At 68.2% G+C, this 21,155-nt stretch carries 16 protein-coding genes and 3 rRNA genes; 15 read left to right on the top strand and 4 right to left on the bottom strand.

What is annotated here, in order from left to right; genetic code table 11:
- Nucleotides 1-23: 23 nt before the first annotated feature.
- On the bottom strand, nt 24-806 hold the full coding sequence (locus tag OG736_RS10980; RefSeq protein WP_314222522.1) for a sporulation protein: 783 nt from the start codon (nt 804-806) through the stop codon (nt 24-26).
- 151 nt (nt 807-957) lie between these two features.
- On the opposite strand from OG736_RS10980, the gene OG736_RS10975 reads away from it, so the two are divergent.
- The 4 genes from OG736_RS10975 (at nt 958) to rrf (ending at nt 7,320) form a co-directional block, all read left to right on the top strand.
- The gene (locus OG736_RS10975; protein WP_327182261.1) at nt 958-1,599 is read left to right on the top strand and encodes a DNA-3-methyladenine glycosylase; all 642 of its coding nucleotides are present in this window, start codon (nt 958-960) and stop codon (nt 1,597-1,599) included.
- Between the two features lie 539 nt (nt 1,600-2,138).
- Nucleotides 2,139-3,664: ribosomal RNA gene (locus OG736_RS10970) — 16S ribosomal RNA — on the top strand.
- Nucleotides 3,665-3,979: 315 nt separating this feature from the next.
- Nucleotides 3,980-7,102: ribosomal RNA gene (locus OG736_RS10965) — 23S ribosomal RNA — on the top strand.
- A 101-nt stretch (nt 7,103-7,203) separates the two neighbouring features.
- A 5S ribosomal RNA gene (rrf, locus tag OG736_RS10960) occupies nt 7,204-7,320 on the top strand.
- The 16S, 23S and 5S rRNA genes sit together here, the layout of an rRNA operon.
- A gap of 118 nt (nt 7,321-7,438) precedes the next feature.
- On the opposite strand, the gene OG736_RS10955 is transcribed toward rrf, so the two are convergent.
- Nucleotides 7,439-8,605, bottom strand: coding sequence for a hypothetical protein (locus tag OG736_RS10955; RefSeq protein ID WP_327187883.1), 1,167 nt, complete (start codon nt 8,603-8,605; stop codon nt 7,439-7,441).
- 144 nt (nt 8,606-8,749) lie between these two features.
- Here OG736_RS10955 and OG736_RS10950 point away from each other — a divergent pair, with 144 nt between their 5' ends.
- Nucleotides 8,750-9,589, top strand: coding sequence for a hypothetical protein (locus OG736_RS10950; RefSeq protein ID WP_327187579.1), 840 nt, complete (start codon nt 8,750-8,752; stop codon nt 9,587-9,589).
- A gap of 65 nt (nt 9,590-9,654) precedes the next feature.
- Here the strand turns inward: OG736_RS10950 and OG736_RS10945 are convergent, their stop codons facing one another.
- A complete protein-coding gene (locus tag OG736_RS10945; protein ID WP_327182260.1) occupies nt 9,655-10,938 on the bottom strand; it encodes a DUF1015 domain-containing protein in 1,284 nt (427 codons plus the stop codon).
- Between the two features lie 73 nt (nt 10,939-11,011).
- Between OG736_RS10945 and OG736_RS10940 the strand changes: the two genes are divergently transcribed.
- From OG736_RS10940 to OG736_RS10925, 4 genes are all read left to right on the top strand, one after another.
- Nucleotides 11,012-12,040: an HAD hydrolase-like protein gene (locus OG736_RS10940; protein ID WP_327182259.1), complete on the top strand. Its 1,029-nt coding sequence runs from the start codon at nt 11,012-11,014 to the stop codon at nt 12,038-12,040.
- Nucleotides 12,041-12,157: 117 nt separating this feature from the next.
- Nucleotides 12,158-13,201 carry a FecCD family ABC transporter permease gene (locus OG736_RS10935; protein WP_327182258.1) on the top strand — a complete coding sequence of 348 codons (1,044 nt, stop codon included), beginning with the start codon at nt 12,158-12,160 and terminating at the stop codon, nt 13,199-13,201.
- The gene (locus OG736_RS10930; RefSeq protein ID WP_327182257.1) at nt 13,198-14,259 is read left to right on the top strand and encodes a FecCD family ABC transporter permease; all 1,062 of its coding nucleotides are present in this window, start codon (nt 13,198-13,200) and stop codon (nt 14,257-14,259) included. The genes OG736_RS10935 and OG736_RS10930 overlap by 4 nt, the downstream gene beginning before the upstream one ends.
- Entirely contained in the window at nt 14,256-15,149 is an 894-nt protein-coding gene (locus tag OG736_RS10925; protein WP_327182256.1) for an ABC transporter ATP-binding protein, read from the top strand. The genes OG736_RS10930 and OG736_RS10925 overlap by 4 nt, the downstream gene beginning before the upstream one ends.
- Here OG736_RS10925 and OG736_RS10920 read toward each other — a convergent pair.
- Entirely contained in the window at nt 15,133-15,480 is a 348-nt protein-coding gene (locus tag OG736_RS10920; RefSeq protein WP_327182255.1) for an SCP2 sterol-binding domain-containing protein, read from the bottom strand. The genes OG736_RS10925 and OG736_RS10920 overlap by 17 nt on opposite strands.
- 42 nt (nt 15,481-15,522) lie before the next feature.
- Here OG736_RS10920 and OG736_RS10915 point away from each other — a divergent pair, with 42 nt between their 5' ends.
- From OG736_RS10915 to OG736_RS10890, 6 genes are all read left to right on the top strand, one after another.
- A complete protein-coding gene (locus OG736_RS10915; RefSeq protein WP_327182254.1) occupies nt 15,523-15,837 on the top strand; it encodes a hypothetical protein in 315 nt (104 codons plus the stop codon).
- 7 nt (nt 15,838-15,844) lie between these two features.
- Entirely contained in the window at nt 15,845-16,660 is an 816-nt protein-coding gene (locus OG736_RS10910; RefSeq protein WP_327182253.1) for a TlyA family RNA methyltransferase, read from the top strand.
- Nucleotides 16,657-17,562 carry an NAD kinase gene (locus OG736_RS10905; protein ID WP_020128151.1) on the top strand — a complete coding sequence of 302 codons (906 nt, stop codon included), beginning with the start codon at nt 16,657-16,659 and terminating at the stop codon, nt 17,560-17,562. Before OG736_RS10910 ends, OG736_RS10905 begins: the two co-directional genes overlap by 4 nt.
- A 157-nt stretch (nt 17,563-17,719) precedes the next feature.
- A complete protein-coding gene (gene recN, locus OG736_RS10900; protein WP_327187578.1) occupies nt 17,720-19,438 on the top strand; it encodes a DNA repair protein RecN in 1,719 nt (572 codons plus the stop codon).
- Nucleotides 19,439-19,628: 190 nt separating this feature from the next.
- Nucleotides 19,629-19,817: a hypothetical protein gene (locus OG736_RS10895; protein WP_327182252.1), complete on the top strand. Its 189-nt coding sequence runs from the start codon at nt 19,629-19,631 to the stop codon at nt 19,815-19,817.
- Nucleotides 19,818-20,026: 209 nt separating this feature from the next.
- The gene (locus tag OG736_RS10890; protein WP_327182251.1) at nt 20,027-21,154 is read left to right on the top strand and encodes a glycosyltransferase family 4 protein; all 1,128 of its coding nucleotides are present in this window, start codon (nt 20,027-20,029) and stop codon (nt 21,152-21,154) included.
- Nucleotide 21,155: the final 1 nt, after the last annotated feature.

Here is a 21,155-nt window from a genome sequence, read left to right as displayed (position 1 = left end):
GCACTCCGGGCCCTCTCTGTGTGTCAGAACCAGTTGCGCTTGCTGCCTACCTCGGACAGCCACTGGTTGAGGTACGCCGTCCAGTCGGTTCCCTGGTAGTCGTGCAGACCCACCTGGAACGAGCGGAAGGTGTCACTGCCCTCGCTGAACAGCCCCGGCTTCTTGTCCATCTCCAGCACGACGTCCATCGTGTGCTCGTCGGCCACGAAGCTCAGCTCGACCTGGTTCAGCCCCCGGTACTGCGACGGCGGGTAGAACTCGATCTCCTGGTAGAACGGCAGCTTCTGCCGCGTACCGCGGATGTGTCCACGCTCCAGGTCCGCGTTCTTGAAGCGGAAGCCCAGCTGGATGAAGGCGTCCAGGATCGCCTTCTGCGCCGGCAGGGGGTGCACGTTGATCGGGTCCAGGTCACCGGAGTCCACGGCGCGGGCGATCTCCAGCTCGGTGGTCACACCGATGTTCATGCCACGCAGCGTCTGACCGTCGATCGTCGTGACCGGCGTCTCCCACGGGATCTCGAGCCCGAACGGGACCGCGTGCACGGCACCGGCCTGGAGCTCGAAGGCCCCCCCGAGCCGCAGCTTCGTGAACTCGATGTCCTGCTTGTACTCCTGGTCGCCGTTCTCGACCTCGACCTTGGCCTGAAGCCCGACCGAGAGCCCCTCGATCTGCTGGTTGACGGACCCGCCCTGGATCCGCACCTCACCCTGCACGACACCGCCCGGAACGACGTTGACCTCGGTCAGCACCGTCTCGACCGAAGCCCCGCCGGCCCCCAGACTCGCGAGCAGCTTCTTGAACGCCATGTCTCTCCCTCTACGACCTTCTTCTTACGGGATCCCTCGACCCCTACATACGCGATCCCGGCGCGGCCGGTTCCGTGCCCCACACCCTGGCAAGGCGGATGCCCGCTGACCACCCCGACGCACCCACGCGTCTGCACTACGCTCGGAGAGCATGATCGCGACCCCCGACCGTACGCCCCTCCCCAGGACCTTCTTCGACCGCCCTGTCCTGGAGGTGGCCCAGGATCTGCTCGGCCGACACCTCGTCCGTACGACCCCCGACGGTCCGATCATCCTGCGCCTCACGGAGGTCGAGGCCTACGACGGCCCGAACGACCCGGGCTCCCACGCCTATCGCGGTCCCACGGCCCGCAACGGCGTGATGTTCGGTCCGCCCGGACATGTGTACGTCTACTTCACCTACGGCATGTGGCACTGCATGAACCTCGTCTGTGGTCCGGACGGCATGGCCAGCGCCGTCCTGCTCCGCGCCGGCGAGATCGTCGAGGGCGCCGAGTCGGCCCGCAAACGTCGACTCTCGGCCCGAAATGACAAGGAACTGGCCAAAGGCCCCGCCCGCCTGGCCACCGCCCTGGATGTGGACCGAGCCCTCGACGGCACGGACGCCTGCGCCACGGGGGACACCCCCCTGAGGATCCTGACCGGCACCCCGGTCACCTCCGACCAGGTACGCAGCGGTCCGCGCACAGGAGTCTCCGGCGATGGAGCGGTCCACCCCTGGCGGTACTGGGTCGCCGACGACCCGACGGTGAGCCCCTACCGGGCCCATGTCCCCAGGCGCCGACGAAGTTGACTCGCTGTTGGCCGGAGCGTAACGTAGCCCGAGCCGCTTGAACCGGGTACGGCATTCGCCGGCAGTCGGAAGCGGCCAACCCACTACCTACGACGCCCCTCAGCGGGAGCGAATTCGGCATGTCCGCATGCCCGAATTCCAACCCGGCGGAACTCGATTATGAGTTGCGGAGGGAATCGGCTAACGTAGTGAATGTCGAAAGGCCGACAGGCGAAAGCCCAAAGCCCAAGACAATCCCCCCGACAGGGAATCGGATCAAGAAAAGGATCTGATAGAGTCGGAAACGCAAGACCGAAGGGAAGCGCCCGGAGGAAAGCCTGAGAGAGTCTCTCGGGTGAGTACAAAGGAAGCGTCCGTTCCTTGAGAACTCAACAGCGTGCCAAAAATCAACGCCAGATATGTTGATACCCCGTCCCCGGCAGTGATAGCCGAGGATGAGGTTCCTTTGAAACAAAACACAGCGAGGACGCTGTGAACGGCCGGGCTTATTCCGCCTGGCTGTTCCGCTCTCGTGGTGTCGACCGGATTACCGGTAAACATTCACGGAGAGTTTGATCCTGGCTCAGGACGAACGCTGGCGGCGTGCTTAACACATGCAAGTCGAACGATGAACCACTTCGGTGGGGATTAGTGGCGAACGGGTGAGTAACACGTGGGCAATCTGCCCTTCACTCTGGGACAAGCCCTGGAAACGGGGTCTAATACCGGATAATACTTCCACTCGCATGGGTGGGGGTTAAAAGCTCCGGCGGTGAAGGATGAGCCCGCGGCCTATCAGCTTGTTGGTGAGGTAATGGCTCACCAAGGCGACGACGGGTAGCCGGCCTGAGAGGGCGACCGGCCACACTGGGACTGAGACACGGCCCAGACTCCTACGGGAGGCAGCAGTGGGGAATATTGCACAATGGGCGAAAGCCTGATGCAGCGACGCCGCGTGAGGGATGACGGCCTTCGGGTTGTAAACCTCTTTCAGCAGGGAAGAAGCGAAAGTGACGGTACCTGCAGAAGAAGCGCCGGCTAACTACGTGCCAGCAGCCGCGGTAATACGTAGGGCGCAAGCGTTGTCCGGAATTATTGGGCGTAAAGAGCTCGTAGGCGGTCTGTCGCGTCGGATGTGAAAGCCCGGGGCTTAACCCCGGGTCTGCATTCGATACGGGCAGACTAGAGTGTGGTAGGGGAGATCGGAATTCCTGGTGTAGCGGTGAAATGCGCAGATATCAGGAGGAACACCGGTGGCGAAGGCGGATCTCTGGGCCATTACTGACGCTGAGGAGCGAAAGCGTGGGGAGCGAACAGGATTAGATACCCTGGTAGTCCACGCCGTAAACGGTGGGAACTAGGTGTTGGCGACATTCCACGTCGTCGGTGCCGCAGCTAACGCATTAAGTTCCCCGCCTGGGGAGTACGGCCGCAAGGCTAAAACTCAAAGGAATTGACGGGGGCCCGCACAAGCAGCGGAGCATGTGGCTTAATTCGACGCAACGCGAAGAACCTTACCAAGGCTTGACATACACCGGAAACGTCTGGAGACAGGCGCCCCCTTGTGGTCGGTGTACAGGTGGTGCATGGCTGTCGTCAGCTCGTGTCGTGAGATGTTGGGTTAAGTCCCGCAACGAGCGCAACCCTTGTTCTGTGTTGCCAGCATGCCCTTCGGGGTGATGGGGACTCACAGGAGACTGCCGGGGTCAACTCGGAGGAAGGTGGGGACGACGTCAAGTCATCATGCCCCTTATGTCTTGGGCTGCACACGTGCTACAATGGCCGGTACAAAGAGCTGCGAAACCGTGAGGTGGAGCGAATCTCAAAAAGCCGGTCTCAGTTCGGATTGGGGTCTGCAACTCGACCCCATGAAGTCGGAGTTGCTAGTAATCGCAGATCAGCATTGCTGCGGTGAATACGTTCCCGGGCCTTGTACACACCGCCCGTCACGTCACGAAAGTCGGTAACACCCGAAGCCGGTGGCCCAACCCCTTGTGGGAGGGAGCTGTCGAAGGTGGGACTGGCGATTGGGACGAAGTCGTAACAAGGTAGCCGTACCGGAAGGTGCGGCTGGATCACCTCCTTTCTAAGGAGCACTTCTTACCGGGCTTGCTCGGTCAGAGGCCAGTACATCGGCGTACGTCCGATGCTGGTTGCTCATGGGTGGAACGTTGATTATTCGGCCGGGTTTCCGGGTCGGAGGCTGCAAGTACTGCTCGTAAGAGCGTGGAAAGCATGATCTTCGGACGGGAGTCGGCCGGGCACGCTGTTGGGTATCTGAGGGTGCGAGCGTTGCTCGTCCTTCTGATGCCGGCCCCAGTGCACTCGGATCCGTTAAGGGTTCGGGGTGATGGGTGGCTGGTCGTTGTTTGAGAACTGCACAGTGGACGCGAGCATCTGTGGCCAAGTTTTTAAGGGCGCACGGTGGATGCCTTGGCACCAGGAACCGATGAAGGACGTGGGAGGCCACGATAGTCCCCGGGGAGTCGTCAACCAGGCTTTGATCCGGGGGTTTCCGAATGGGGAAACCCGGCAGTCGTCATGGGCTGTCACCCGCTGCTGAACACATAGGCAGTGTGGAGGGAACGCGGGGAAGTGAAACATCTCAGTACCCGCAGGAAGAGAAAACAACCGTGATTCCGGGAGTAGTGGCGAGCGAAACCGGATGAGGCCAAACCGTATACGTGTGAGACCCGGCAGGGGTTGCGTGTACGGGGTTGTGGGATCTCTCTTTCACAGTCTGCCGGCTGTGAGACGAGTCAGAAACCGTTGATGTAGGCGAAGGACATGCGAAAGGTCCGGCGTAGAGGGTAAGACCCCCGTAGTCGAAACGTCAACGGCTCGTTTGAGAGACACCCAAGTAGCACGGGGCCCGAGAAATCCCGTGTGAATCTGGCGGGACCACCCGCTAAGCCTAAATATTCCCTGGTGACCGATAGCGGATAGTACCGTGAGGGAATGGTGAAAAGTACCGCGGGAGCGGAGTGAAATAGTACCTGAAACCGTGTGCCTACAAGCCGTGGGAGCGTCGCGCATCGAGTTTACTCGGTGCGTCGTGACTGCGTGCCTTTTGAAGAATGAGCCTGCGAGTTTGCGGTGTGTTGCGAGGTTAACCCGAGTGGGGAAGCCGTAGCGAAAGCGAGTCCGAATAGGGCGTTTCAGTAGCACGCTCAAGACCCGAAGCGGAGTGATCTAGCCATGGGCAGGTTGAAGCGGAGGTAAGACTTCGTGGAGGACCGAACCCACCAGGGTTGAAAACCTGGGGGATGACCTGTGGTTAGGGGTGAAAGGCCAATCAAACTCCGTGATAGCTGGTTCTCCCCGAAATGCATTTAGGTGCAGCGTCGTGTGTTTCTTGCCGGAGGTAGAGCACTGGATAGGCGATGGGCCCTACCGGGTTACTGACCTTAGCCAAACTCCGAATGCCGGTAAGTGAGAGCGCGGCAGTGAGACTGTGGGGGATAAGCTCCATGGTCGAGAGGGAAACAGCCCAGAGCATCGACTAAGGCCCCTAAGCGTACGCTAAGTGGGAAAGGATGTGGAGTCGCACAGACAACCAGGAGGTTGGCTTAGAAGCAGCCACCCTTGAAAGAGTGCGTAATAGCTCACTGGTCTAGTGATTCCGCGCCGACAATGTAGCGGGGCTCAAGCGTACCGCCGAAGTCGTGTCATTCATACAACAGGGCCAACGCCTGTATGGATGGGTAGGGGAGCGTCGTGTGCCGGGTGAAGCAGCACCGGAAGGTAGTTGTGGACGGTTCACGAGTGAGAATGCAGGCATGAGTAGCGATACACACGTGAGAAACGTGTGCGCCGATTGACTAAGGGTTCCTGGGTCAAGCTGATCTGCCCAGGGTAAGTCGGGACCTAAGGCGAGGCCGACAGGCGTAGTCGATGGATAACCGGTTGATATTCCGGTACCCGCTGTGAAGCGTCAAACATCGAACCAGGCGATGCTAAGTCCGTGAAGCCGTTCCGGACCCTTCGGGGAAAGGAAAGTGGTGGAGCCGACGAACCAGACTTGCAGTAGGTGAGTGATGGGGTGACGCAGGAAGGTAGTCCATCCCGGGCGGTGGTTGTCCCGGGGTAAGGGTGTAGGACGAACGGTAGGCAAATCCGCCGTTCACATAGTCTGAGACCTGATGCCGAGCCGATTGTGGCGAAGTGGATGATCCTATGCTGTCGAGAAAAGCCTCTAGCGAGTTTCATGGCGGCCCGTACCCTAAACCGACTCAGGTGGTCAGGTAGAGAATACCGAGGCGTTCGGGTGAACTATGGTTAAGGAACTCGGCAAAATGCCCCCGTAACTTCGGGAGAAGGGGGGCCACGTCTGGTGAGAGCACTTGCTGCTCGAGCTGGGGGTGGCCGCAGAGACCAGCGAGAAGCGACTGTTTACTAAAAACACAGGTCCGTGCGAAGCCGTAAGGCGATGTATACGGACTGACGCCTGCCCGGTGCTGGAACGTTAAGGGGACCGGTTAGTCAAGATTCGTCTTGGCGAAGCTGAGAACTTAAGCGCCAGTAAACGGCGGTGGTAACTATAACCATCCTAAGGTAGCGAAATTCCTTGTCGGGTAAGTTCCGACCTGCACGAATGGCGTAACGACTTCTCGACTGTCTCAACCATAGGCCCGGTGAAATTGCACTACGAGTAAAGATGCTCGTTTCGCGCAGCAGGACGGAAAGACCCCGGGACCTTTACTACAGTTTGATATTGGTGTTCGGTTCGGCTTGTGTAGGATAGGTGGGAGACTTTGAAGCAGCCACGCCAGTGGTTGTGGAGTCGCCGTTGAAATACCACTCTGGTCGTGCTGGATGTCTAACCTGGGTCCGTGATCCGGATCAGGGACAGTGTCTGATGGGTAGTTTAACTGGGGCGGTTGCCTCCTAAAGAGTAACGGAGGCGCCCAAAGGTTCCCTCAGCCTGGTTGGCAATCAGGTGTTGAGTGTAAGTGCACAAGGGAGCTTGACTGTGAGACCGACGGGTCGAGCAGGGACGAAAGTCGGGACTAGTGATCCGGCGGTGGCTTGTGGAAGCGCCGTCGCTCAACGGATAAAAGGTACCCCGGGGATAACAGGCTGATCTTCCCCAAGAGTCCATATCGACGGGATGGTTTGGCACCTCGATGTCGGCTCGTCGCATCCTGGGGCTGGAGTCGGTCCCAAGGGTTGGGCTGTTCGCCCATTAAAGCGGTACGCGAGCTGGGTTTAGAACGTCGTGAGACAGTTCGGTCCCTATCCGCTGCGCGCGCAGGAATATTGAGAAGGGCTGTCCCTAGTACGAGAGGACCGGGACGGACGAACCTCTGGTGTGCCAGTTGTTCTGCCAAGGGCATGGCTGGTTGGCTACGTTCGGGAGGGATAACCGCTGAAAGCATCTAAGCGGGAAGCCTGCTTCGAGATGAGTATTCCCACCCCCTTGAGGGGTTAAGGCTCCCAGTAGACGACTGGGTTGATAGGCCGGATGTGGAAGCCCAGTAATGGGTGAAGCTGACTGGTACTAATAGGCCGAGGGCTTGTCCTCAGTTGCTCGCGTCCACTGTGTTAGTTCTGAGGCAACGACTGTTGCCGGCTAGAGCTGAAAACAAGTAAAAAGTGTGCTTGTTCGCTCGAAACCATTAGGGTTTCGGTGGTCATAGCGTGAGGGAAACGCCCGGTTACATTCCGAACCCGGAAGCTAAGCCTTACAGCGCCGATGGTACTGCAGGGGGGACCCTGTGGGAGAGTAGGACACCGCCGAACAATCTTTGGAAGGACCCCTGGTCCCAGCGTTCAGCTGGGACCAGGGGTCCTTTTTGTTTTTCTGTAGCGCGCCGGGTACCCGGGTGCGCGAGAATGTTTGCGGTACCGAAGACAGGAGTCACCGATGTCCACCAACTCTCCCGACGATCGACCGGAGCGCGACCAGCGGCGACGGGACAGTAGTGGGGACCGTGACAACCGTGGCGGCGACCGCGGGGACCGTGGCGACCGTGGCGGCTTCCGTCGTGACAACGACCGTGGTGGTGCGGGCCGGCGCGACGATCGCCGCGACGACCGTGGTCCGCGCCGTGATGACCGTGGTGAGCGTCCCCCCTTCCGTCGGGACGACCGACGCGATGACCGGCGTGACGACCGGGGTTCCTCGCGTCCGGCCTTCCAGCGTGACGATCGCGGTGACCGTGGTCCGCGCCGTGATGACCGTGGTGAGCGTCCCCCCTTCCGTCGCGATGACCGGCGTGACGACCGCCGTGACGACCGCCGTGATGACCGGGGTTCCTCGCGTCCGGCGTTCCAGCGCGATGACCGTGGTCCGCGTCGTGATGACCGTGGTGAGCGTCCCCCCTTCCGTCGGGACGACCGACGCGATGACCGGCGTGACGACCGGGGTTCCTCGCGTCCGGCCTTCCAGCGTGACGATCGCGGTGACCGTGCTCCGCGTCGTGATGACCGTGGTGAGCGTCCCCCCTTCCGTCGCGATGACCGGCGTGACGACCGCCGTGACGACCGCCGTGATGACCGGGGTTCTTCGCGTCCGGCGTTCCAGCGCGATGACCGTGCGCCGCGCCGTGATGACCGTGGTGAGCGTCCCCCCTTCCGTCGGGACGACCGACGCGATGACCGGCGTGACGACCGGGGTTCCTCGCGTCCGGCCTTCCAGCGTGATGACCGCGGTGACCGTGGTCCGCGTCGTGATGACCGTGGTGAGCGTCCCCCCTTCCGTCGCGATGACCGGCGTGACGATCGTCGGAGTGACGACCGTGGTGGTTTCCGGCGGGATGACAACCGCGGCGGGTCCGGTGACCGTGACCGTGGTGGCTTCGGCCGTCGGGACGACCGCCGTGACGACCGGGGTTCCTCGCGTCCGGCCTTCCAGCGTGACGATCGCGGTGACCGTGGTCCGCGCCGGGACGACCGTGGTGAGCGTCCCCCCTTCCGTCGCGATGACCGACGGGATGACCGGCGTGACGACCGGGGTGATCGCCCGGCCTTCCGTCGGGACGACAACCGTGGCGGTGGCTACGACCGGGGTGACCGTGGGCCGCATCGGGACGACCGTGGTGGACGGCCCGGTGGGTCCGGTGGTGGGTTCCGGGGCCGTGACGGGCGTGACGACCGTCGGGACGACCGGCGTGGTGGCGGGCCTCGTTTCCGCGACGAGCGGGACCGGGACCGTGAGCCGATCAAGCGGCTGCCGATCCCTGAGGACGTCACCGGCGACGAGATCGACAAGGACGTACGGCAGGAGCTCCAGAGCCTGCCCAAGACGCTCGCCGAGGATGTCGCCAAGAACCTGGTGATGGTCGCCCGGCTGATCGACGAGGACCCCGAGGGCGCCTACGGGTACTCCAAGGTGGCCCTGCGGCTCGCTTCGCGTGTCGCCGCCGTGCGGGAGGCGGGCGGGTTCGCCGCGTACGCCACCCAGAGGTACAGCGAGGCGCTCGCCGAGTTCCGGGCCGCGCGGCGGATGAGCGGCGGTGTCGAGCTGTGGCCCGTCATGGCCGACTGTGAGCGTGGGCTCGGGCGGCCGGAGAAGGCGCTCGACATGGCCGGTGCTCCCGAGGTGAACAAGCTCGACAAGGCCGGCCAGGTGGAGATGCGACTCGTCGCGGCGGGCGCCCGGCGTGACATGGGGCAGCTGGACGCGGCCATCGTGACGTTGCAGAGCCCCGAGCTCGCTGCCGGGTCCGTCCAGCCGTGGACCGCGCGGCTGAGGTACGCGTACGCCGACGCGCTGCTCGCCGCCGAGCGTGAGGGCGAGGCACGGGAGTGGTTCGCGAAGGCCCTCGAGGCCGACCGGGACGGCAGCACGGACGCCTCCGACCGGCTCGCCGAGATGGACGGGGTGGACTTCGTCGACGCCCTGGGCGAGGACGAGGATGAGACCGAGCACGAGGCTGAGCACGAGATCGAGTCCGACGAGACCGTCGTCGAGCAGGCGGCGGAAGCGGAAGACGTCGAGGACTCGGTCGAGGGTCAGGTCGGTCGTGACGAGGCCGAGCACGTTGTGGTCGACCGCGACGAGGACTGACGCAGGCCGGTAGCGGCAGCGAGGGGCGGGACCCGGTGGATACCGGGTCCCGCCCCTTCGTGCGTTCAGAGGTCGAGTGCGCGCAGTACCAGGCCCGATGCGGGTTTCGGGCCGAACGACGTCGACTTGCGGGGCATCGTGACGCCCTGCCGGGCGAGATCGCGGACGACCTCCTCGCGGACAGGGTGCAGGAGGACCGCCGTACCGCCGTCGCGTTCCGCCTTGCGTACCGTCGCGGCGGTGTCGTGGATGTAGGCGATACGGGCGGGGTCGTCCTCGGGGATGTGCCAGACGTGGTCGAGGAGCGTGGCGTGCAGGACCGTGGCGTCCAGGGTGCGCCAGGCCTCGGGGAAGTCGGCGGGGATCGTGCGGTCGAGGAGTGCCGGGTCCGGTCGGTCGACGAGGTGGAAGGCGCCGTCGCCCGCCAGCAGGAACCCGTTGCCGGCGCAGACCGCGTCCGCGAGGGCGTCCAGGGCCTCCGCGAGGGGGACGTCCAGGCGTTGGACGCGGAAGCGGCCGTCGAGTGCGGCCAGGGCGTCGGCGACCGGAAAGCCGTGCAGCAGGCGGTGGATGGCGCGGACGCGCAACGGGAAGCGGGCGGTGTCGACCAGGAGGACCAGACCGTGGTCCCAGGGGCTGGGGGAGGGGTGCTCCGCGCGTAGACGCAGGTAGGTCGCCCAGCGGTGGTGTCCGTCGGCGATGAGGGCCTGGTGGTGGGCCAGGTCCGCGAGGACGCGGGCCGTCTCGGCGGGGTCGGTGATCGCCCAGAGGCGGTGGCTGTAGCCGTCCTCGGTGGTGGTGGAGAGGAGCGGGGGCCGCTCAGCCGCGCGGTCCACGATCTCGGCCGCGGTGCCGTTGCCGCGGTAGGTGAGGAGGAGGGGTTCGAGGTTGGCGTGCGTGGCGCGCATCAGGGCCGCGCGGTCCGCGACGATGTGCGGCATGACGTCCTCGTGCGGGAGGACGATTCCCTCCGAGGGCTCCGAGACCCGCAGGGTGCCGATCAGGCCGCGCTGGAGCATGCCGTCCGCGTGCCGCTGTTCGTAGACGTACAGGGCGGGCTCGGGGTCCGCGGTCAGGACGCCCTCGGCCCGCCAGCCGCGCAGGGTGTCGGCGGCCTGTTCGTTGCGGGCGGCGGGACTGGTGGCCTGGGGCAGGATCAGGCGGACGATGTTGTACGGGTCCGCGTCCTGGAGATGGTGCAGGCCGTCGGGGCGGACCACGACGTCGTACGGCGGGGAGGTGACGGCGGCGAGACTGCCGACCCGGTCGGGGTCGTAGCGCAGGCCTCGGAACGGGGTGAGTTCCAGGCCTCGGGGCGCCGTTGCTTCCGAGTGACCTGCTGAGTTCATCCCGGCATCGTACGTCTGTCGGTGGCATGCGGGATGATCGGGGGAAAGCGGAGCGAACGAGGAGCGATGTGGAATGAGCCGGAGCGTCAGGACGAGGCCCGAGGGCAGTGGGCAGGCCCTGAGCGAGGCGTACGACACGGCGCTGCTCGACCTGGACGGGGTGGTGTACGCGGGGGGCAACGCGATCGCGTACGCCGTCGAGTCGCTGGCCACCGCGCGGGCGGGCGGGATGCACCTCGCGTACGTCACCAACAACGCGCTGCGGACGCCGGACGCGGTGGCCGGGCATCTGACGGAGCTGGGGATACCGACGGGCGCCGACGACGTCATCACCTCGGCGCAGGCGGTCGCGCGGCTGATCAGTGAGCAGGTGCCGGCGGGCGCGCGGGTGCTGGTGATCGGCGGGGAGGGGCTGCGGGTCGCGCTGCGCGAGCGCGGGCTCGAGCCGGTGGAGTCGGCCGACGACGATCCGGCGGCCGTGGTGCAGGGGTTCGGCGGGCCCGATCTGCCGTGGGGGCGGTTCGCGGAGGCTTCGTACGCCGTCGCGCGCGGGGTGCCGTGGTTCGCGTCCAACACCGACCTGACGATCCCCAGCGGGCGTGGCATCGCGCCGGGCAACGGCGCGGCGGTACAGGTCGTGCGGATCGCCACCGGTGCCGAGCCGCAGGTCGCGGGCAAGCCGCTGCCTCCCATGCACCGGGAGACGATCCTGCGGACCGGCGCCGAGCGGCCGTTGGTCGTCGGGGACCGGCTGGACACGGACATCGAGGGCGCGTTCAACGGCGAGGTCGATTCGCTGCTCGTCCTCACCGGCGTCACCGACGGGGCGCAGCTGCTCGCCGCGCCGCCGCAGCACCGGCCGACGTATGTCGACGCCGACCTGCGGGGAATGCTCACCGGTCAGCCCGAGGTCGCCGTGGACGGTGGCGGCTTCCGCTGCGGTGGCTGGACGGCGAGCGCGGGTGCCGAGAGCCTGGAGCTGGCCGGGGACGGCGAAGCCCTGGACGGGCTGCGGGCGTTGTGCGCGGCGGCCTGGACGACGGCCGGTGAGGGGACGTGCGAGCTGGACGGAGGGAAAGCGCTGGCGCGGCTGGGGTTGTGAGCCGCGGGGCCGCAAGGGGAGCGGGCGGTGGGACCGCGAAGCGGTGATGCTGTGAACCCTGGCACGGGTCGTGACCAGGGATCGAGGCGCGTTGGCAGGGTAGGCTAACCTAACTGCGTGTTGGTCGACAGTGTTCCCGAACAGCGCGCGGAGACCGCCCCCGCGCCTCCAAAACGCCGGGCGATACGTTCCGTCGGGCTGCTCGCCGCCATGGCGGTCCTGCTGCTCGTGGCGGTGGCGAGCATCGCCGTCGGGGCCAAGGAGCTGTCCGTGGCGCAGGTGCTGCACGGGCTGTTCGAGGACTCGGGGACCTACGCGGACGTCGTGGTTGACGAGCGGTTGTCGCGCACCGTGCTGGGGCTGCTGGTCGGGGCCGCGCTCGGACTGTCCGGTGCCGTGCTCCAGGCGCTGACGCGCAATCCGCTGGCCGACCCCGGGCTGCTCGGTATCAATGCGGGCGCCTCGGCGGCCGTCGTCACCGCCATCACCTACTTCGGCGTCACGAGCCTGACCGGCTATGTGTGGTTCGCCTTCTTCGGGGCGGCCGCCGTCGGTGCGCTGGTCTGGTTCCTCGGCGGGAGCCGAGGAGCCACGCCGGTGCGGCTCGCGCTCGCCGGCACGGCGATCAGTGCCGCGCTCTACGGCTATCTCCAGGCCGTGATGATCATGGATGACGCGGCGCTCGCCAGGATGCGGTTCTGGACGGTCGGTTCGCTGTCCACGGCGACCGACGAGACCATCCGGCAGGTGCTGCCCTTCCTGGTCGTCGGCACCCTCCTCGCGTTCGTCCTCGCCCGGCCGCTGAACGCCGTGGCGATGGGCGACGACACCGCCAAGGCGCTCGGCGCCGACCTCAACCGCACGCGGGCGCTGTCGATGCTGGCCGCGACCGTGCTGTGCGGTGCCGCGACCGCCGCCTGCGGGCCGATCGTGTTCGTCGGGCTGATGGTCCCGCACATCGTCCGTTCGTTCACCGGCCCCGACCTGCGCTGGATCATGCCGTACGCGGCCGTCCTGTCGCCGGTGCTGCTGCTGGGCTCCGATGTCATCGGCCGGGTCGTCGCCCGGCCCTCGGAGGTCCAGGTCGGCATCATCACCGCGATCATCGGCGGACCGGTCTTCATCTTTCTCGTACGACGGCGGAGGACGGCCCAGCTGTGAAGACCGCCAAGAAGATCCCGCACGGTCGCCCCCGGGCGCTGCGCACCCCGGGCGGGTTCTCCGTCCGGCTGGAGCCGCGGGCGCTGATCGTCGTCGCGGCGCTGGTGGTGGCCGCGCTCGCCGCGAGCGTGGTGCTGATCGGCACCGGCGACTTCCCGATCCCGGCCGGAGACGTCGTGAAGACGCTGCTCGGCGACGGCAACGCCGGCCAGGAGTTCATCGTCAACGAGCTGCGGCTGCCGCGGGTCCTCGTGGGTCTGCTCGTCGGGGCTTCGCTGGGGCTCGGCGGTGCGCTCTTCCAGGCCGTGTCGCGCAACCCGCTGGGCAGCCCCGACGTGCTGGGGCTCGGGCAGGGCGCGACGGCCGGCGCGCTCGTGATGATCGTGCTGTTCTCCGGGAGCGCCGCCCAGGTGACCGTCGGCGCGCTGGTGGGCGGCCTGGTGACCGGGGCCCTCATCTACCTGCTGGCATGGAAGCAAGGCGTCCACGGGTACCGGCTGGTGCTCGTCGGCATCGGCATCTCGGCGATCGCGACGGCGGTCAACGGCTATCTGATGACCAAGGCCGACTTCGTCGACGCGGCCCGCGCGGTCGTGTGGATGACCGGCACCCTCGACGGCCGTGACTGGAAGCAGGTCTGGCCGCTGCTCGTGCTGGCCTGTGTGCTCGTGCCGCTCGTGCTCGCCAACGCGCGCGGGCTGCGGATGATGGAGATGGGCGACGACGTCTCCCACGCGCTGGGGGTGCGGGTGGAGCGCGTCCGGCTGGTGCTGATGGTCGCCGCCGTGCTGCTCACCGCGGCCGCCACCGCCGCCGCGGGGCCCGTCAGCTTCGTGGCGCTCACCGCGCCGCAGCTCGCCCGGCGCCTCACCCGCTCGCCCGGGCCCAACCTCGTGCCGTCCCTGTGCATGGGCGCCGCCCTGCTGGTCACCGCCGACTGGGCCTCGCAGCGGCTCTTCGGCGACGGACAGCTGCCCGTGGGCGTGGTCACCGGTGTGCTGGGCGGGGTGTACCTGCTGTGGCTCCTCGTCACCGAGCGCAGGGCGGGCCGGATATGAGCGGCGCGGTCGACGACAACGGCCGCCCGGCCGACCGGAACAACCCAAGGAGCATCGTGAACCGCCTGTCCGCCGAGAACGTAACCCTCGCCTATGACCAGCGGGTCATCGCCGAACAGCTGTCGGTGGAGATACCGGACAACTCCTTCACGGTGATCGTCGGCCCGAACGCCTGCGGCAAGTCGACGCTGCTGCGGGCGCTGTCGCGGATGCTGAAGCCGAGTCAGGGCCGAGTGCTGCTCGACGGGCAGGTCATCCAGTCGATGCCCGCGAAGAAGGTCGCGCGGACGCTGGGGCTGCTGCCGCAGTCGTCGATCGCGCCCGACGGGATCACCGTCGCCGACCTCGTGGGCCGCGGCCGCTACCCGCACCAGGGCATCCTGCGCCAGTGGTCGGTCGAGGACGAACGGATCGTGCAGGAGTCCATGGCGCAGACCGGGGTGGCCGAGCTCGCCGACCGCTATGTCGACGAGCTGTCCGGCGGTCAGCGCCAGCGGGTGTGGATCGCGATGGCCCTCGCCCAGCAGACACCGCTGCTGCTGCTCGACGAGCCGACGACCTACCTCGACATCCAGCACCAGATCGACGTACTGGACCTGTGCGCGGAGCTGCACGAGGAGCAGGGGCGCACGCTCGTCGCGGTGCTGCACGACCTCAACCACGCGGCCCGGTACGCGACCCACCTGATCGCGCTGAAGGGCGGCGAGGTGATCGCGCAGGGCGCGCCGAACGACATCGTCACCGCCGGGCTGGTGGAGGAGGTCTTCGGGCTGCGCTGCCAGGTCATCGACGACCCGGAGACGGGGACCCCGCTGGTGGTGCCGGCGGCGCGCAAGGCACGGGCACGGGCCGGGCAGCCGGTACAGGCGCTCGCTACAGAAGTTTCCTGAGCTGGAACAGATCGCGCAGCCCCGCCTCGAGTTTCACCCGGCCCGAGCCCCAGGCCTTGGCGAAGTTCAGCTCGCCGGCGACCAGCGCGACCAGGTCGTCGCCCGTCATGGTCAGCCTGATCTGGGCCTTCTCCAGGGGAGGCCCCTGAAGGGTGTCCTGCACGACGATCCGGCCGTCCGTCATCCGGCCGACGAACGTGACGTCCAGGTCGGTGATCCGGCAGCTCACCGAGCGGTCAAGGGCGGCGGCCGTCCGGACGTCCCCTTCGGCGCTGCGCATGTTGTCCGAGAGCTTCTCGAGTGCGGCGTGGCACTCCTCGATCGTGGCCATCGTGATCGACGGTACCCCAGCCCTTCGAGGTAGCGTCTTCGCATGAGCGACACAGCGCCGGAGCCGGGGACGGGGCCGGGGACGGAGACCGCCCCGGAGACCGTGCCCGAGGAACAGGAGAGGGAGCCGGAGCACGATCCCGCTGCTCCCGCCCCGCTGGGCGTCCCGCGGACCCCCACCGGCAACGCGGAGGCGGACGCGCTGCTGGACCGGCTGGCGGACGCCGACCACCTCGCCACCGACGGACACGTCGAGGTGTACGAGGATGTACACCGGGGGCTGCGCGACGCGCTCACCGCGCTCGACGCCCGCCCGGGACCTCCGGTGCCCCCGGCGTCACACCAACACAGGAGCTGAACCGAACGTGGCAGGAGTCGCACGACGCCGTCTGGACGCGGAGCTGGTCCGCCGCAAGCTCGCGCGCTCGCGTGAGCATGCCGGCCAGCTGATCGCCGCCGGGCGGGTCAGCGTCGGCAAGACGGTCGCGACCAAGTCCGCGACCCAGGTCGAGACGGCGGCCGCGATCGTCGTCGCCGTCGACGGAGACGACCCCGACTACGTGTCCCGGGGCGGCCACAAGCTCGCCGGCGCGCTGGCCGCGTTCGTGGCGCAGGGGCTCCTGGTGGAGGGGCGGCGGGCGCTGGACGCCGGCGCGTCGACCGGCGGGTTCACCGATGTGCTGCTGCGGGCGGGGGCCGCGCACGTGGTCGCCGTGGACGTCGGATACGGACAACTCGCGTGGTCTCTTCGGAGCGATGAACGCGTCACCGTCAAGGACCGTACGAACGTACGCGAGTTGACGCTTGAAGCGATCGATGGGAAGCCTGTGGATCTTGTCGTGGGGGACTTGTCCTTCATCCCGCTGGGGCTGGTGCTGCCCGCCCTGGCACGGTGCACCGCGCCGGACGCGGACCTGGTGATGATGGTCAAGCCGCAGTTCGAGGTGGGGAAGGAACGGCTCGGCAGCGGGGGTGTCGTACGGAGTCCGCAGCTGCGGGCGGAAGCGGTGCGGGGTGTGGCCGGGAAGGCGTGGGACCTGGGGCTCGGCGTGAAGGGTGTCACCGCCAGCCCGCTGCCCGGACCTTCGGGCAATGTCGAGTACTTTCTGTGGCTCAGGGCCGGGGCGCCTGCCCTCGACCCGGCCGACGTTGACCGTGCAGTTGCGGAGGGGCCGCGTTGACTCAGAACCGAGCTCGTACTGTTTTCCTGCTCGCCCACACCGGGCGGCCCGCGGCCATCCGCAGTGCCGAGCTGGTCGTCAAGGGACTGCTGCGTGAGGGCATCGGGGTGCGCGTCCTGGAGTACGAGGCCGCCGACCTGCCGCTGCCCGAGGAGGTGGAGCTGGTCTCCGAGGCCACCCCGCAGTGCCTGGAGGGGTGCGAGCTGCTCATCGTCCTCGGCGGCGACGGCACGCTGCTGCGCGGCGCGGAGTTCGCGCGGGCGTCCGGGGTGCCGATGCTGGGCGTCAACCTCGGGAGCGTCGGCTTCCTCGCCGAGGCCGAGCGCGACGACCTCGACAAGGTCGTCGACCGGGTGGTGACGAAGGCGTACGAGGTCGAGGAGCGGATGACCGTCGATGTCGTCGTGCATCGCAACGGGGACATCGTGCACACCGACTGGGCGCTGAACGAGGCGGCCGTGCAGAAGGCCGGCGCGGAGAAGCTGCTCGAGGTCGTGCTGGAGATCGACGGGCGGCCGGTCACCGGGTTCGGGTGCGACGGGATCGTGCTGTCCACGCCGACGGGATCGACCGCCTACGCGTTCTCGGCGGGCGGGCCCGTGGTGTGGCCCGAGGTCGAGGCGCTGCTGATGGTGCCGATCAGTGCGCACGCGCTGTTCGCGAAGCCGTTGGTGACCTCGCCCGACTCCGTGCTCGCGGTGGAGGTGCTGCCGCACATTCCGCCGGGCGTTCTGTGGTGCGACGGGCGGCGGACCGTCGAGCTGCCTGCCGGTGCCCGGGTGGAGGTGCGGCGGGGGGCCGTGCCGGTCCGGCTGGCCCGGCTGCATCACGCGTCGTTCACGGACCGGCTGGTGGCGAAGTTCGCGCTGCCCGTCTCCGGCTGGCGAGGGGCGCGTCACTAGCGGTCCGTACTCCTCGGCGCCCCGGGTGCAACTGCACTCACCCGGGTGACACGGCGCCGTCGATACACATTCTTCACCTGCGGGTTCCCCTTCCGGGGCCGGGGGGCGTCGCACTTCCTCCCCCCGACCTCGTAAGGTCTTGTCCGTGTTGGAGGAGATGCGGATACGGTCGCTCGGAGTCATCGACGACGCGGTCGTCGAGCTGTCGCCAGGCTTCACCGCTGTCACGGGTGAGACGGGCGCGGGCAAGACCATGGTGGTCACCAGCCTCGGGCTGCTGCTGGGCGGGCGCGCTGATCCCGCGCTCGTGCGGATCGGCGCCGAGAAGGCGGTCGTGGAGGGGCGGATCACCGTGCCCCCGAACGCCTCGGTGGTGGTACGGGCCGAGGAGGCCGGGGCCGAGCTCGACGACGGGGCGTTGCTCATCAGCCGTACCGTTTCCGCCGAGGGGCGGTCGCGGGCGCACGTGGGCGGGCGGAGCGTGCCCATGGGCGTGCTCGCCGAGCTCGCCGACGAGCTGGTCGCGGTCCACGGGCAGACGGACCAGCAGGGGCTGCTGAAGCAGTCCCGGCAACGACAGGCGCTCGACCGGTACGCGGGCGACGCGGTGACCGTGCCGCTCGCCAAGTACACCGAGGCCTACCGGCGGCTGCGGGCCGTCGCCGTCGAGCTGGAGGAGATCGTCACGCGCGCGCGTGAGCGGGCCCAGGAGGCCGACATGCTGCGCTTCGGGCTCGACGAGATCGCCGGCGTCGAACCGCGCGCCGGGGAGGACGTGGAGCTGGCGGAGGAGGCCGAGCGGCTCGGGCACGCGGAAGCGCTGTCGTCCGCCGCCACGGCCGCCCACGCCGCCCTCGCAGGTAATCCGGAGGACCCCGAGGGCATCGAGGCCACCACGCTCGTCGCGGGCGCGCAGCGGGCCCTGGAGGCCGTCAGGTCGCACGATCCGGCGCTGGCCGCGCTCGCCGACCGGATCGGGGAGATCGGGATCCTGCTGGGCGATGTGGCGGGCGAGCTCGCGGGGTACGCCGACGACCTCGACGCCGATCCGCTGCGACTGTCGGCCGTCGAGGAGCGGCGGGCCGCGCTCACCGCGCTCACCCGCAAGTACGGGCAGGACGTCGACTCCGTGCTCGTCTGGGCCGAGCAGAGCGCCGCCCGGCTCACCGAGCTGGACGGCGACGACGGGCGCATCGACGAGCTGACCGCCGAACGGGACGCGCTGCGCGGTGAACTCGGCGGGCTGGCGCAGGCGCTGACGGACGCGCGCGCGGACGCCGCCGAGCGGTTCGCCGCCGCCGTCACCGCCGAGCTGGCCTCTCTCGCCATGCCGCACGCGCGCGTGTCGTTCGACATCCGGCAGACCGAGGACCCCGAGGGCGTCGAGGTCGGTGGACGTCCGGTCGCCTACGGGCCGGCCGGCGCGGACGAGGTCGAGCTGCTGCTCGCCCCGCACCCGGGCGCGCCGCCGCGGCCCATCGCCAAGGGCGCGTCCGGCGGTGAGCTCTCGCGGGTGATGCTGGCCGTGGAGGTCGTGTTCGCGGGGACGGATCCCGTGCCGACGTATCTCTTCGACGAGGTCGACGCGGGTGTGGGCGGCAAGGCGGCGGTCGAGATCGGGCGGCGCCTGGCCCGGCTCGCCAAGACCGCCCAGGTCGTCGTGGTCACCCACCTTCCGCAGGTCGCCGCCTTCGCCGACCGGCAGCTGCTGGTCGAGAAGACCAACGACGGGTCGGTGACCCGGTCCGGCGTGAAGGTCCTGGAGGGCGAGGACCGCATCCGGGAGCTGTCCCGGATGCTCGCCGGCCAGGAGGACTCCGAGACGGCCCGGGCACACGCCGAGGAGCTGCTGGCCACGGCCCGCGCGGACGGCTAGCGACGGCCGGCGCGGCCCTGTCCGGTCCAGGTGCCGGGCGGCCGCCGATCGTTCCTGAGGGTGAAGGCACGTCCACCCCGAGGGGACGGGGCTCGGCGTTCGCGCTGACGGCGGGCCCACCCGGGGGACGGCGGCGGCAGGGCGGCGCACGCCGGGAGCGCGAGAACCACGCGGGGCGGACGGCACCGGCGTGGACGCGGACGCGGGCGGGCGCCGGGCGGCCGGCCGGGCCGCACTGCGGCCCGCCGCCGCCCTGGCCGTCACTTTGACCGCCGTGCTCGCGGACGGACGGCCCGCGGCGACCGCCGTGCTTGCCGGGGCCGCTGCCGGGATCCGTGGGGAGCAGGTGAGCGAGCCGGCGAGGCCGGCGCTCGGGTAATCGAACGGAACCCCGACTTCTGTCACCCGTGTGGGTGATGAGGGGGACCCTGTGACCGGGTGTCAGGGTGCTCGGCGGCACGGAACACCCGTACGTGCTGGCATCCTTGGGCGTAGTACGTGGAGGAACGCCAGCGGTCCACCCCTCCGCCCGGTCCCTCTGTACGTTTCTTCGTGACCGTCCGACGCCGAACCAGGAGCCCCGGCCACGTGAGCAGCCACTCACCGCACGGCCAGTCGTCGCTGCGCACCGTGCAGGTGCTGGGCGGCGGCAACGCCGGCAGCAGCGCGCACGTGCGTTCCCTGGCGGCGGGGCTCGTCGCGCGGGGCGTGCGAGTGACGGTGTGCGCCCCCGGCGAGGCGGATGACACCTACGACTTCACGGGGGCCGGAGCCGAACACGTGCACGTGCCGCGCAGCAGCGATCCGGGATCCGTGGCGGTGCTCCGGGCGGCCTGCACGGACGCCGACCTCGTCCACGCGCACGGACTGCACGCCTCGTTCCGGGCCGTCCTCGCACTCAGCGGCCGGCGGACCCCGCTCATCGTCACCTGGCACAACCGCGCGCACGCCGAGGGGGCCCGCGCCCATCTGCTGCGGCTGCTGGAACGGCGGGTCGCGAGGACGGCGACCGTGGTCCTCGGCACCACCTCCGACCTCGTCGACCGGGCCCGCAGGACCGGCGCACGCGACGCACGGCTCGCCGCCGTGGCGCTGCCCCGGCCCCGCCGGACCGAGGGGAACGAGGAGTCCGAGCGGCCGTCGTCGAAGCTGCGGGCCGAACTCGGCGCCATAGGCCGCCCGTTGTTCACGGCCGTCGGGTCGCTGGACGCTCACCGCGGTCACGACCTGCTGCTGGACGCCGCGCGGGTGTGGCGCGGCCTCGACCCCGTGCCGCTGGTCGTGCTGGCGGGGGAGGGGCCGCAGCGGGCGGAGCTCCAGCGCCGCATCGAGGACGAGGAGCTGCCCGTCCGGCTGCTGGGGCGTCGCGACGACGTGAGCGAACTGCTCGCCGCCGCCGACCTCGCGCTGCTGCCCGGCGGCGAGGAGTCCCGGTCGGTCCTGGCCCAGGAGGCCCTGCACGCGCGCGTGCCGCTCGTCGCCGCCCTGACCGGCGGGATCCGCGAACTCGTCGGCGACGCGGCCGAACTGGTCCCGCCGCACGACCCGGGTGCCTTCGCCGCGGCCGCCGTACGCCTCCTCGACGACCCCGAACGGGCCGAACACCTCCGGGATCTGGGTACCCGGCAGGCGGCCGGCTGGCCCACCGAGGACGAGACCGTCGCCCAGGTCCTCAGCGTCTACGACGAGCTGACGCAGCCCCAGCCGATGATCTGAG

The organism is Streptomyces sp. NBC_01334 (assembly GCF_035983595.1).
In the GTDB taxonomy this organism is placed as follows: Bacteria; Actinomycetota; Actinomycetes; order Streptomycetales; family Streptomycetaceae; genus Streptomyces; species Streptomyces coriariae.
This window is presented reverse-complemented; position numbering and strand designations above follow the sequence as displayed.